Source organism: Brevibacillus nigriterrae (assembly GCF_049846925.1).
Taxonomy (GTDB): Bacteria; Bacillota; Bacilli; order Brevibacillales; family Brevibacillaceae; genus Brevibacillus_H.
Genome location: NZ_JBNCMT010000009.1, coordinates 72,236 through 85,154, shown reverse-complemented (window position 1 = coordinate 85,154; position 12,919 = coordinate 72,236). Strand labels below are relative to the sequence as shown.

General features: G+C 44.0%; 15 protein-coding genes. 5 read left to right on the top strand and 10 right to left on the bottom strand.

Annotated elements, in window-relative coordinates:
* Positions 1-3: 3 nt before the first annotated feature.
* The 3 genes from ACPW7N_RS08990 to ACPW7N_RS08980 all read right to left on the bottom strand — a co-directional run bounded on the left by ACPW7N_RS08990 (position 4) and on the right by ACPW7N_RS08980 (position 2,528).
* A complete protein-coding gene (locus tag ACPW7N_RS08990) occupies positions 4-903 on the bottom strand; it encodes a hydroxymethylglutaryl-CoA lyase (RefSeq protein WP_425650722.1) in 900 nt (299 codons plus the stop codon).
* Positions 904-967: 64 nt separating this feature from the next.
* Positions 968-1,180, bottom strand: coding sequence for an acetyl-CoA carboxylase biotin carboxyl carrier protein subunit (locus tag ACPW7N_RS08985; protein ID WP_425650721.1), 213 nt, complete (start codon positions 1,178-1,180; stop codon positions 968-970).
* 13 nt (positions 1,181-1,193) lie between these two features.
* The gene (locus ACPW7N_RS08980; protein WP_425650720.1) at positions 1,194-2,528 is read right to left on the bottom strand and encodes an acetyl-CoA carboxylase biotin carboxylase subunit; all 1,335 of its coding nucleotides are present in this window, start codon (positions 2,526-2,528) and stop codon (positions 1,194-1,196) included.
* A 220-nt stretch (positions 2,529-2,748) separates the two neighbouring features.
* On the opposite strand from ACPW7N_RS08980, the gene ACPW7N_RS08975 reads away from it, so the two are divergent.
* Positions 2,749-3,216 carry an N-acetyltransferase gene (locus tag ACPW7N_RS08975; protein ID WP_425650719.1) on the top strand — a complete coding sequence of 156 codons (468 nt, stop codon included), beginning with the start codon at positions 2,749-2,751 and terminating at the stop codon, positions 3,214-3,216.
* 165 nt (positions 3,217-3,381) lie between these two features.
* Here the strand turns inward: ACPW7N_RS08975 and ACPW7N_RS08970 are convergent, their stop codons facing one another.
* From ACPW7N_RS08970 to ACPW7N_RS08960, 3 genes are all read right to left on the bottom strand, one after another.
* Complete coding sequence (locus ACPW7N_RS08970; protein ID WP_425650718.1) at positions 3,382-4,047, bottom strand: RsfA family transcriptional regulator; 666 nt, start codon at positions 4,045-4,047, stop codon at positions 3,382-3,384.
* 205 nt (positions 4,048-4,252) lie between these two features.
* Positions 4,253-5,011 (bottom strand): enoyl-CoA hydratase/isomerase family protein, encoded by a 759-nt coding sequence (locus ACPW7N_RS08965; RefSeq protein WP_425650717.1) that lies wholly within the window; start codon positions 5,009-5,011, stop codon positions 4,253-4,255.
* Between the two features lie 98 nt (positions 5,012-5,109).
* Positions 5,110-5,481, bottom strand: a complete 372-nt coding sequence (locus ACPW7N_RS08960; protein WP_425650716.1) for a Spx/MgsR family RNA polymerase-binding regulatory protein — start codon at positions 5,479-5,481, stop codon at positions 5,110-5,112.
* 233 nt (positions 5,482-5,714) lie between these two features.
* On the opposite strand from ACPW7N_RS08960, the gene ACPW7N_RS08955 reads away from it, so the two are divergent.
* Complete coding sequence (locus tag ACPW7N_RS08955; RefSeq protein ID WP_425650715.1) at positions 5,715-6,416, top strand: helix-turn-helix transcriptional regulator; 702 nt, start codon at positions 5,715-5,717, stop codon at positions 6,414-6,416.
* Between the two features lie 113 nt (positions 6,417-6,529).
* Positions 6,530-6,796 carry a DUF2626 family protein gene (locus ACPW7N_RS08950; RefSeq protein WP_425650714.1) on the top strand — a complete coding sequence of 89 codons (267 nt, stop codon included), beginning with the start codon at positions 6,530-6,532 and terminating at the stop codon, positions 6,794-6,796.
* A gap of 123 nt (positions 6,797-6,919) precedes the next feature.
* Here the strand turns inward: ACPW7N_RS08950 and ACPW7N_RS08945 are convergent, their stop codons facing one another.
* A complete protein-coding gene (locus ACPW7N_RS08945) occupies positions 6,920-8,017 on the bottom strand; it encodes a class I SAM-dependent methyltransferase (protein WP_425650713.1) in 1,098 nt (365 codons plus the stop codon).
* Between the two features lie 123 nt (positions 8,018-8,140).
* Here ACPW7N_RS08945 and ACPW7N_RS08940 point away from each other — a divergent pair, with 123 nt between their 5' ends.
* The gene (locus ACPW7N_RS08940) at positions 8,141-9,199 is read left to right on the top strand and encodes a hypothetical protein (protein WP_425650712.1); all 1,059 of its coding nucleotides are present in this window, start codon (positions 8,141-8,143) and stop codon (positions 9,197-9,199) included.
* A gap of 10 nt (positions 9,200-9,209) precedes the next feature.
* Positions 9,210-10,355, top strand: a complete 1,146-nt coding sequence (locus tag ACPW7N_RS08935) for a coiled-coil domain-containing protein (protein WP_425650711.1) — start codon at positions 9,210-9,212, stop codon at positions 10,353-10,355.
* A gap of 91 nt (positions 10,356-10,446) precedes the next feature.
* On the opposite strand, the gene ACPW7N_RS08930 is transcribed toward ACPW7N_RS08935, so the two are convergent.
* From ACPW7N_RS08930 to ACPW7N_RS08920, 3 genes are all read right to left on the bottom strand, one after another.
* On the bottom strand, positions 10,447-11,706 hold the full coding sequence (locus ACPW7N_RS08930) for a CapA family protein (protein WP_425650710.1): 1,260 nt from the start codon (positions 11,704-11,706) through the stop codon (positions 10,447-10,449).
* Between the two features lie 176 nt (positions 11,707-11,882).
* Positions 11,883-12,062, bottom strand: coding sequence for a cbb3-type cytochrome oxidase assembly protein (locus ACPW7N_RS08925; RefSeq protein ID WP_425650709.1), 180 nt, complete (start codon positions 12,060-12,062; stop codon positions 11,883-11,885).
* Between the two features lie 147 nt (positions 12,063-12,209).
* A complete protein-coding gene (locus ACPW7N_RS08920) occupies positions 12,210-12,848 on the bottom strand; it encodes an MBL fold metallo-hydrolase (RefSeq protein WP_425650708.1) in 639 nt (212 codons plus the stop codon).
* Positions 12,849-12,919: the final 71 nt, after the last annotated feature.

Here is a 12,919-nt window from a genome sequence, read left to right as displayed (position 1 = left end):
TCTTTATTCCCCCTGAATCGCCGCACAATGGGCTTTTAACATTTTGGCTGGCAATTCCCGTCCAAGTTGCTGCTGGATAAACGAACCTGCCTCGAGTAAGCGGGCCAAGTCAACTCCTGTCTGATAACCCATGCCTTCCAACAGATATACAAGGTCTTCTGTTGCCACATTGCCTGCTGCTCCCGGAGCATACGGACAACCCCCGAGACCTCCGATGGAGCTGTCAAAAATGCGAATGCCGTGGTCCAGGGCAGCGACCACATTCGCCAACCCGGTCCCTCGAGTATCGTGGAAATGAGCAGCCAGCCGCTCACTCCCGAAATGATCAACCAATTCAGCAAATTTCTCGTGCACTTGTTTGGGTGTGGCTACACCAATCGTGTCACCTATCGATACCTCGTACACTCCCATTGCAAACAGCTCTTCAACGACACGGAGTGTGTTCTCAACGGGCACATCCCCTTCATACGGACAGCCAAATACAGTGGACACATACCCTCTGACCCGAAGACCTGAACCAGTCGCCTCTTCTATAACTTCTCGAAGAACCGGGAACGTATCCTGGATGGTTTTATTGATGTTCTTGAGATTATGGGTCTCGCTCGCTGACATGAAGACAGCAATCTCCTTGAGATTCGTTTCTTTTACCCGCTCCATTCCCTTTTTGTTTGGAACGAGTGCGCTATAGGTTACTCCCTGCTTTTGTTGTATACCGCAAAGGACTTCTACAGCATCGGACAACTGAGGGATCCATTTGGGATTCACAAATGAGCTTGCCTCGATATTACGTAATCCTGCATCAGCCAATCGATTGATCAATTCAATCTTTACTTGTGTCGGAATGATCTTGGTTTCATTCTGCAATCCATCACGAGGACCTACTTCAACGATACGAATATCCATTTGGTGCCTCCTCTCTCAAACCAAGCGAGCGCTCAGTTAGTTTGCAAAAATGAAGAAGAAATGGCTATTCCAATACGAGAATAACGTCTCCCTCGTTTACAAAATCCCCGATATTCGCCTTGATTTCAGCTACTGTTCCGCTGCTTTCTGCTTGCAGAGGCACTTCCATTTTCATTGATTCGAGTACCACCACATCTTGCCCTTCTGTTACTTGATCTCCTGCTTGAACCAACAGGTTGATTACGGTTCCTGCCATGTTTGCAATTACTTGTTTCATTTTCCTCGCTCCTTTAGCTACGTTTCTTCTGAATAAATTGTGTATCGTATTTGCCTTTTTGGAAATCGTCATCTGCAAGTACTTCCATTAAAAACGGAATATTCGTTTTGATTCCGCTTATTTCAAAATCCTCAAGTGCCTTTTGTGCCAGCACAACTGCCTGTTCACGTGTCTCACCAGTCACGATTACTTTGGCAATCATCGGATCATAAAAAGGCGTAACCTGTGTACCCGCTTCAACAGCATCATCAATACGAACATTAGCAAGTACCGGCGGTTTGTATTCCTGAATGGTTCCAGGTGAAGGTAAGAAAGTTTTCGGATCTTCGGCATAAACACGCAATTCGATTGCATGTTTTTTGGCAGTGATATCCGATTGGGTTAGAGAAATCGAGTGGTTCTTGGCAATTTCAAGCTGTAAAGCTACCAAATCCAAACCAGTCATCTCTTCGGTTACAGGATGCTCTACTTGCAAGCGAGTATTCATTTCAAGGAAATAAAAGTTTTTGGCGTCGTCCATGATGAATTCAACCGTGCCTACTCCTGTGTAAGAAACAGCTCTCGCAGCTTCCAGAGCGGCCTCGCAAATCTTTTCTCTCGTCTCATGATCGAGAAATGGCGATGGACTCTCTTCAATTACTTTTTGATGGCGACGTTGGATGGAGCATTCTCTCTCCAGCGCGTGCAGATAGTTGCCATGATGATCGGCTATTACCTGTACTTCAATATGGTGTGGATTCTGGACGAATTTCTCCAGGAACATGGTGTCGTTACCAAAGTATGCTTTAGCTCTGCCCTTTGCAGACTGAAATGCTTGTCGCAGTTCATCGTCACTGTGGCATACCTGCATGCCAATTCCGCCACCGCCTGCACTCGCTTTGAGCATAACCGGATACCCGATTTGTCCTGCATGGTGAATCGCTTCTTCAGGAGTATCCATCTGTGCTTCAATTCCTGGAACAATCGGTACACCTGCTTCACGCATAATCCTGCGGGCAGTCACCTTGTCACCCATTTTGGAGATCACTTCCGGTGTTGGACCGATGAAGGTAATTCCTTCTTCTACACAGCGACGGGCAAATGCAGGATTCTCAGACAAGAGACCATACCCGGGATGAATCGCATCAGCACCTGTTGATTTGCAAGCACTGATTATTGCTTCCATGTTTAAATAACTCTGGGGAACTGGCGGAGGACCAATCAATACGGACTCGTCAGCCTCTCGAACGAACGGCATCGCTTTATCTGCTTCCGAATGCACCGCTACCGTCGCGATCCCTACCTGTTTGCAGGTACGAATGATGCGACGAGCGATCTCTCCACGGTTGGCTATCAACACTTTGTGCATGACTACTCTCCCTTCTTTCAATTCCTATCATCTATTTTGCCATTCTTTCGTGTATTGTTCTAGCAGGAATTTTCAAAATCCTCACATGAAAGCGAAAACATTCCTTTTGTGATAATTTACTTTAGTTTGCATGTTATTGTAGAGAATTTGTAACATAGTTTGTGTATAATAGAAATGAAACGAAGATGCTATATCTGTCGTGAGGGGGAGTGTTACAGATATGTACGAAGTAAAACGCTTACGAATCAACTATAAGACATTAGAGGAATTCCAGAAGTTCCGTGAGTTTGGTTTGGAAGAGTTGTCGATGAAAGATGACTTACAGGCAAACATGGTAGAAAATGATTCAGAGTCACCTTTTTATGGTGTTTACGATGGTGATCGTTTGATTGCCCGAATGAGTTTATATAAGATCGACGGCAAGTATGATCGCTATTTCGAACCTGCACAAGACTATTACGAGCTATGGAAGCTGGAAGTGTTGCCTGATTTCCGTGGCAAGGATGTCGGAACAGCGCTCGTTAACCACGCGAAGAGCTTTGGCTCACCGATCAAAACAAACTCTCGCTGCCGTGCCGATGATTTCTGGGTAAAAATGGGTTTTTCTCCAGTGAAGTACAACTTTATGCGTGACCGTGGAGAGAATCCGTATGTATGGTTGCCAGAAGGTGTAGGTATGCAAGAGTAAAAACGATACCCACCCGACACAAGCTATCGCTGGCGTCGGGCGGGGCCCCAAACTTAAATACAAGTAAAAAATCGCCAGCGTGCTTGTGACGTTGGCGATTTTTTGACGCACAGGACGTGCTAATATCGACGTTGTAACAGGACGTTACGCTTTTAGTCGATGATTTTACTCCACTCGCTCCAGATTCCCGTTTGCATCCATCTTGAAAACCGGTTTGGATGGCTCCTCTTCTTTTAGAAAAGCAAGCTTGCGAGCACGATCCATAATTTGCAAGAGAGCCTTATAGTCATCATTGACTCCTTGTACGCTATCGAGCTGCTTTTTCATTTTCCCGTTAGCTTCCTGCAACTCTTTTAGTTCTGCTTCTTTTTGTTCTAATTCTCTTTCCAACTGTTTGATTCTTTTCACAACATCTTTTTGTTTTGTCAAAACACGAATGGCCTGATCGATCTGCTGTTCTTCCGTCACCAGTGTTTGGGGTGTTGTCAAGGTTGCGACTGGAGCTGGTATGGCAGCAGTTGGTACCGGTGCAGACTGTTTCGGGCTTTTTGGCAAAACCTCATCATCGGCAAATTCAGTAATTACCGACAATCTTCCTGATTTTTTCATTTGCTGACGCTGACTCTTGGCAATGGCGATTGCCGCTTCGTATCGTTTGCGCACCGTACTGTTCCAGCGAAATCCACACGCAGCTGCTGTTCTACCCAGCCGTTGTCCGACTTCTTCAAACGCAGCCAGTTGTGTTCCTCCTTCGCGAATATGGCGCAAAGTTACTTCTGCCAATACTAAATCATCATCATCTGTCCATGCATCTTGTCTTGAAGCTACCATATGTGAGGTCCCTCCCGTGTACTTATGAAGGTAAATGTAGTTCATTCTATGCTTTATCCTATTCTCGTAGAATCTCTTTCTAGCAAGAATCTTATGATTTCCTAAAATTCCAGGAATCCGAAGAAGTAAAATAGAAAGTACCTAGGAAAAGTATCTCCAACGCATAGATGATTTAAACGGGAGGGAATCTATTTCGTCTAACCGATTACCGCTTATGTAAGAATCGTTGAACCACTGCCGTATGCTCATCACTGCCCCAAAGCGATGCGCATTGCTCAATTTCTCTGTTGACCCGCTCGTCCTTACTCATCCCGGATCTCTTCCATTCCAACAGTCGCATGTACGACTCGATTCCTACCAGAGGCTGCTCTGCAATGCGACTGGCGAAAGAATGGACGGCTTCCTTCAATTGTTCCTTGGGATAAACCTCCTGAACAAATCCGAGTCGCATGGCTTCCGCTGCGTCGATCCGCTTCCCGGTTAATAGAAGAGTGAGCGCATCTGTCTCATTCAGTTTATCCAAAAGTCGGCTCCCGCCTCCCCAGCCTGTAGTAATATGCATGGAGATTTGAACAAACCCCATGATTGCCGTATCTGCAGCGAAGCGAAAATGGCACGAGATCGCCAGCTCACATCCTCCACCGATGGCAGCTCCGTTGATCATGGCAATCGTCGGCTTGGGATAGCGGTCTATTTTCTCTAGGACCTCTCCAATCTTTGAAAGTAGCAAAAAGGCCTCTTCCTTTCCTTTTGCCCTCATTAATTGGTCCAGGTCTCCACCAGAAACAAAGACATTGTTAGCCCCTGTAAAGACAATCACTTTTACCTGAGCATCCTGTTTGTACTGATCCAGAAGGTGAGTCAGTTCTTCTACCATTTCCAAGCTGACCGCATTTCTCACTTCCGGTCGATCAAATGTAATCCAGGCTATTTCCTCTTCAACTTCCGTTCGAATCGTATTCAATGAAGTGACCCCTTTCTCTTTCATTCTCCCCCTATTGTACCGAACGAAAGAAAAATGAAAAGGGAGCGATATGAAATCACTCCCCAGGCACAAACTATTTAGGCTAATAAACTTTTCATCGCTGATTGATTATAGCCGATGACAACATTCTCTCCATCAGTCAAGATCGGACGCTTCAGAAGTCGTGGATCTTCACTTAACATCTCCAACAATTCCTTGACAGTCATATCGTCGATGTCAACATCCAGGTTCTTGAATTTTTGGCTACGGGTAGACAAGATTTCATCCAGTCCGTTGTGCGTCATTTTTATAATATCCAGCAATTCTCTTGCTGAAGGCGGGTTTTTGAAGAGGTGTCTTTCAACATAGGTAACGCCATTCTCTGTTAACCATGCCTTCGCTTTCCTGCAGGAAGTACAGCTTGGATATGTATAGAATGTGATTTGTTGTGCTTGAGTAGCAGTCGCCATGACAAACCCTCCATTCCTTTTTTTCTTATGTTCACTGAGGAAATCTCCCCAGCAAATGTCAATATTTCTGTATAAAATTATACGTTCACTGAAAACACTATGTCAATAGTATTTAATATAATAAATCTAAACTTTAAGATATTATTGTGAAATGTATAGTTACAAGCTTAACAATCACACCAAAATCGGATACACTATATTTCGACAATATTTGTTTGAAAGGGGGTACGCGTATGGAAAACGATGCCCAGAAATTAACGAATGCTCTTGCTGACCCCACCCGTTTTTCAATTTACCAGTATATTGCTGCCAGTCGACAAGCAGTAACTGTACAAGAGGTGGCCGATCACTTTTCGATTCACCCGAATGTAGCACGCCTACACTTAAGTAAGTTGGAAGATGTTGACCTGCTTCAGTCTATTTCTGATAAAAGTGGGAAGGGTGGACGTCCTAGCAGACTTTACTCCTTATCAAATCAGGTGGTTAGTTTGCAATTCCCGCCTCGTGACTATCAGACATTAGCAGACATCGCGATAGAAACCCTCATGTCGTTAGGTGAGCAAGCTGAATCTGCTCTGATTAACATGGGTCGTCGGATGGGTTTAGAGGCTGCGAAAAGAGCGATGGTGGAAACCTCACTTGATCCTGCAAACATTCCTTTTCAAAAGGCACTTGACAGCATTACCCGTGTAATAATCGCCCAGGGATTAAATCCTGAGATCAATGTTTCGGAAGACGGCACGATACGTTTTCGCGTATTTAACTGCACGTTTTCTGATGCTGCCAAAAGATATCCGCAAAGCGTATGCAAGATGCATAACGCTCTTTTAGCCGGAATATTTGAAGCGTATTTTGGAAAGATTGATTTACAGGAAGAAGAATCAATGATGAGAGGCTGTCAGTCTTGTAATTACTCTGTCGTTCGTTTGCAGTAATCACAAGAATGACATAAAAACGTCATAGCTTCTCGTTTACACGCATGGCCATCTCCTTTATAATGGAATGGACATATTTCTAATGGAATTTTTGCCAAAAGGGGGGAATACGGATGGATCGCATGTATCGTGTACTTGGTTTTTGGACATTAATGATCGCTCTTATGGCTCTTTGGGCCTCCTTAACAAAAATGGCCTTATTGTTCTTTGCTTTGACTGGTGTATTTGTAGCTCTAAGCTACATGCAATTATCCGAAAAGACCTACATAAAAATCTTTTTCGGTTTTATGTTCTGTTCTTTCGTGGGATTCACTTACTACACATTCTTCGTAATGCCACTCGGCGGCGGAGAACACTCTTTCCTTCCATTGATGATGTAATGAAAAAAGATGCTCTTTCGAGAGCATCTTTTTTATTTGTTTACAAAACAGTTATGAGCGTCAAAAGTGAAAAACGTCTCGACGTTTTTCATAAAAGTTAAATATTCTTATTACAGAAAATGGTCATAACCGTTTCTGTAATAAGATCCTAAATACCCCGCCCATCCCTGATGGCATGATCAACTGCTGGATGGCCCGATTTCGTTTCATCGCCTGACTGGTGAACGGGTCCCGGTCGTTGTGGCTCTCTGCTTTATGGAGGATTCCATGCTGGATCAAAAACTCATCCTGGCGTTGGAAGCTTACCGTCTCCACTCCCGCTTCTTCTCCCCATTTCATCAAGGATGAAAAATTCACATGAGCTGTAATATCTTGCTCGCCTACATGGATAAACGGATTCTCATGTGCCTGATGCTTGTAATAGCACATCAGTGTTCCTCGGTTTCGATTTGGGTGATACAGGTCTTTTTGCAAATCCCCGTAATCAATTGTGAGGATATGTCCTTTTCTCAGTATTTTCGCCATACTTGCTACGGCTTGCTTCATTCCCAAATTGACTTCAATCCTCATTTTCCCACGAACTTGTACATCGGCTTCCTGCAAAAATGCTTCTACTTCGGGAGTAACCCGTTGCAGATGTTTTTCGACAAAATGATCGCCATCTACTGCTACACCGATTTCGTACCATCCGTTTTTATCCCGTTCCACGATATGTACCGGAAATGCGTCAAAATATTCATTTGATACAATGACTCCCTCGATTTCTTCGTTCTGCGCAGCTTCTTCGATCGATGAGTACCAGGTTTTGCTGCCCGCAAAGTCCAAGATGGCCTCTGCCTGCAATTCACGGTGATAAGGGCTTGCTTCCACCAATATAATACGAAGCTTCTCGTACCAATCCGGCCGGCTCGCTCGAATCTGTGCCACCATATGCTTGATCATGTAACCCGTACCGCCGCCTACTTCGACCAGCGTGGGCACTTGTGGCCTGCACTCATCCCAGTACTGGCAGATAGCATCAGCCAGCGTCTCAGAAAAAACCGGATGGACCGTTGCACTGGTATAAAAGTCCCCTTCTTTTCCTACTTTATGCTTTTCCTTTGTATAGTACCCGTACGTCGGATGGTACAGGGCAAGCTCCATAAATCGAGCAAACGGGATGGCCCGCTCATCAGTTTGTTCAATATCATCACAAATGATTGCTGAAAGCTGGTCTCGCATAATAGAAACTCCAATCTGTAGTCAGTAAACAACATTTTTTGCCATTCTTCACACAAACAGGGAATGAACCGTTATAATAGAGAGGTATTGCCATTTTTAAATTGGAGAGGAGCTTTTCGAAACATGCAGAAATACAGATTTTTAACACTGCTACTTATCTTCTCAGTCATTGGATTATTGCTAGCTGGCTGTGGAGACAAGCGAGCGGCAAAAGATGTGATGGTGGACGCATTCAAAAAACAAGCAACACTCAACTCGTACAGCTTCCAGGGAACTATGAAGTTCCAAGTAGATGCTGATCAGGCTTTACTTGATTCTGATCCCAATGCGGCTGCTTTTATTGATGCGTTGAAAAAATCACAGCTCACTTATCACGGATCGACTTCTGTCGAGCCATTTCAAACAGAACTAGTTCTTGATGCAAAAGTAGAGTTCCAAGGCATGTCCATGAATTTTAACATGCCGATACTGTTCAATCAAGATAAGCTCTGGGTGAAGGTTCCAGCGATTGACTTATTCCCAGAATTGGCTCAATTGAAAGGTAAATTCGTAGAAGTCGACTTCAAGCAATTAAGCGAAATGAGCGGGCAGCCTGTCACATTCTCGCAAAACATGAAAGCGCAACGTGAGGTTGGGCAAAAAGCAGTTGATATCTTCTTTAAACATGTAGGAAATGAATATTTTGCGGATGTTGCGAAAGATGCTTTTCCTCTTCCAGAAGGAATTACAGAGGGCCGTGTCGTAAAATTCCAAATGACTAATGATAATTTTGCCCCATTGGTGAAAAAATTGCTCGGTTCTGTCATTCCAGAAGTATTGGATGTTATCGCTACTTCTGAATTGGGGAAAGATATGAAAAAAGAAGATCTTGACCAGACAAAAGCTGATGTACAAGAAGCATTAAAAGAATTCGAAGCTTCAGGGGATGAATGGAAGAAGTCCGTGAATATCAAAAAAGGTGATATCATATTTATTATCGATAAGGAAAACAACGTTCCTTACCAAATGTTTGATGTTTCCTTGCAAATCACTCCTCCTGAGGAAAAAGGCTCCTTTACTCTTGGCGTAACATTCGATCAAAAACTGACAAACATTGGGCAAACTCCGAAATGGGAGATCACAACTCCTAAGCCGGAAGAGATTGTGCCATTGTCTGACTTGATGGGTGGCGCCAACTTCTAGTGGTGAACCTATGCTCAAATTTCTGATCATTTTCTGTGAAAAACGTCTCGACGTTTTTCATAAAAGTGGATATGACCGCTTGCGGGCAAACAAAACGGTCATGATCGTTTTGTTCGTTCTCATCTTTTCTACTCCTCCGTCTGTTCTGCAAGCGGAGGAGATTTTGCCAATTGAACAACTCATCTTACAACAACACTTTACACAGATGGAACTGGAACGAAATTTAACGCTGGTGAAAGCGGAAGAAGCAACTCTTTTTCGGGAAATTGAAAAGCTTGATCAACAACTCATTTCCAAAGAACAGCACATGCGCCAAATGCGCAAACATGCGGGTGACGTTGCCAGAGCCTATTACATGGGTGAACGGGATTCTCTGCTCTCGCTCTTGTTTGAAACGAAAAATTTCAATGATCTGCTCTTGTTGCTTGATTTCCTCGAGTACCTGTTTGAACGGGATATGAGCAAGTTGGAAACCTTTCAGGCAGAAAGACAGCAGGCTATCGAACTGCAGGCAAGCAAACAGGTTCGACTGAACAAAGTACAACAGCTTCGCACTCACTTCGAGCAGCAGTTGGCAGAAATCAAGCGAATTCAGGCTGAGAAGGAAAAGAACCTGCAGACCCTCAAGGATCCCACTTCAGTCCAAACGTTGATGGACCATATCATCACCGACTGGCGCAATCGTGGTCTGCCTGCCTTCCGAACCTATTTTGCTGCATTATCTACTGTCATGCTGGAGTTGCAAGAGCTTGCCACACCTGAACATATTCAATCAAACGGACTATTCTCTCATCGGCTGACGATTGGCGAAGCAGAATTCAATCAATTTCTCGCTTCGAAAAATGAGTTGTTTAAAGAGTCAAAATTTCAATTCACCAATAATCAATTAATCGTAGATGGCAGCTATCAGCAAATGAATTTGAAAATCGTTGGGAATTACGAACTGGTCTCTCCCACGGAATTAAAATTTCATATGAAGCAATTACTGTTTGATGGTTTCCTATTGCCGGATACGACGATTAAGGAACTGGAAAAAGAATACAATCTCGGCTTCTACCCCACTTTGATCTCACCCAATATCAAGGTCGAAGGAATGACACTGGCTGATCAGAAATTGGAGCTAGATATCAAGTTCGAACTCGGATTTGGATTTTAAAACTACCCACCAAACAATAAACCAGCAATCGAAAAAAGCGTCGATGTAGAAATTCTACACAGACGCTTTTCGTATTATCAGGTCATATTGTTTACTTGGACGCCAACTTCTTTGTTTGAATGAGTTTATTGACATGGACAATCATTTCTTTATGATACCGCTCCAAAAGGCGATACACTTGCAAGGTTAACTGTGGATCATTTTGCTTGCCTCTAGCTTGCAGGGTTTGAGCTATTGGGTAAATCACGTAATTCCGCTTGCCTGCTTGACGGTAGTAATGTACATATGTAGGGATGATTTCTGCATTTTCAACGAGTGCTGTGCCATTCTTATCTTTTAGCAAGGTGATCTTGGCAATGGCCCCAATATCCTTGTAATCATTTCGCTGTGCCGAGATAAAATTGCCAAGCGAGTACATGATAAGCCCTTTTTTTACTTTGCCATCAGGAAGGGTGACGGTACGCCATTCATACGGCTGAACGACATGCGGATGATGGCCGATAATCAAATCAGCTCCATCGACAAGACATTGATTGGCTGTTTTTTTCTGAAAATCGCTTGGCATCCGCTGATACTCATTGCCAAAGTGCAGGGCTACGGCTACGATATCAGCTCCTGCTAATTTTGCCCTTGCTATATCTTGCTTGATCAGTGCAGGTTGAATCAGATTAACCAGATACGGTTTGCCTTTTGGAAGAGGTATGCCGTTCGTGCCGTAACTATAAGCGAGTACAGCCAACTTCACCCCATTTTTCTCCAGGATCATTGGTTGCATCCGTTCTTCTGCTGTACGGAAGGTTCCCGTAGAAGGCAGATCTGCACGCTTCAGGGCATCCAGTGTCCGTATAACCCCTTTTTCTCTTCGATCCAGTGAATGATTGTTTGCGGTCGTCAGGGCAGTGAATCCCACTTGCTTTAATGTGGTCGCCAGTGAATCAGGAGAATTAAATTCGGGATAGCCGGAATAACGAAGATCTGCTCCCGCAAGAGTCGTCTCCAGATTGCCAATGACGATATCCCCCTGTTTTAAAATCGGCTGTACCTTAGCAAAAAAAGGCTGGAACTGATACGACTTGCTTTTGGTGTCCCATGCTGCCTCCAACTGTTCATCGTGAACCATGATATCGCCGACAGTCATCAAAGTTACACGTTGATCTACTGCAACTGGCTCAGGGGGCGGTGGACTTACAGGTTGATTGGTTGATGTCGGAGATGGGGCTGCCGAGTTGCTGCTTACTTCTTTCGCTTCCTGTTTCGTCGTGTTATCAACAGAATTTGAAAAAGCAGGAATGGAACACCCTGTAACTAACAGCAAGCTAACTGCTGTCACAAGGCTAAAAAAACGTTTCATCTCTGTGTACTCCTATCCATTCGATAAAATTTCTTTTCTACAATATTCTTCCTTTGTTCCACATATACCTACAGAAATCCTGCTTTTTCTCATCCTTCCGAAAAACCATAAGGACAATTGTCACAAAAAAAGAAGGAGCATCCTGGCCCCTTCTTTGGTCTTTCATCAAAAAGCGATTATGATTTTTGGAAGTTCCGTTTAATCTCATCGAATTCTTCTTCATCGTTCAGCATGGCATATTTTGCTTCTTCCACGTTGTTAAACTGTCCATCCTTCTTCGCCCAATACCAAACCATCAGGGCAGAAATGGAAAATGAGATCATGACAATCAAGAGTAAGATACCGCTCGTTGACAATCGAAACACCTCCTATATGGTTCATGATGCTTGGAGAAACTATATATACTATTATATCTCTACTAGTTTAACAATCATTCTTCCACTTTGCTAGTGAATAAAATCTTGAAGGTTGAACGTTCTGTGACTATTGTCACAAGGGTTGCCCTAGCGCAGTAAACCGGTTACAAACGGATTGAAGGTTTTTTCTGACTCAATCGTCGTTCTCGGGCCATGTCCCGGATAGATAATCGTGTCATCCTCCAGTTCAAAAAGCTTATCCTGAATACTCTCCATCAGAACCTCGTAATTCCCGCCAGGTAGATCGGTTCTGCCGATGGATTGGGCGAAGAGAACGTCACCGCTAAAGCAATGTTGCCCCATGACGAACGAACAACTGCCGGGAGAATGCCCAGGTGTATGAAGAACCTGAAATGTGATTCCAGCAAGTTGCAGTTCCTGATTGTCTGCCAACTCATGTTCCGCAGGATCACAAACGATTGGCTCAGGCAACCCAAAGCGACTGGAGCCGTTTAAATTAGGGTCCGTCAGCCACTCCTGCTCATTCGGATGGATGTAGACAGGCGCCTTGGTCACCTTTCGTACCTGCTCTAGCCCACCAATGTGGTCAAGATGAGCATGTGTGAGCAGGATGGCTACGACTTTGGTATTTCGTACGGCATCAACGAGCGCTCCAGGCTCCATTCCCGGATCAATAACGATTGATTCCTGGGTGTCGGTATTTGTGATGAGGTATGCATTTGTCTGAAACGGACCTAAACTAAACGAACGAATGGTTATGTTCATACTGCTCCCCTTCCTTGTTTTCCTGATTAGCTGTCATTATTATCTTCTTTATAGTACCAAAGTTGAAAGAG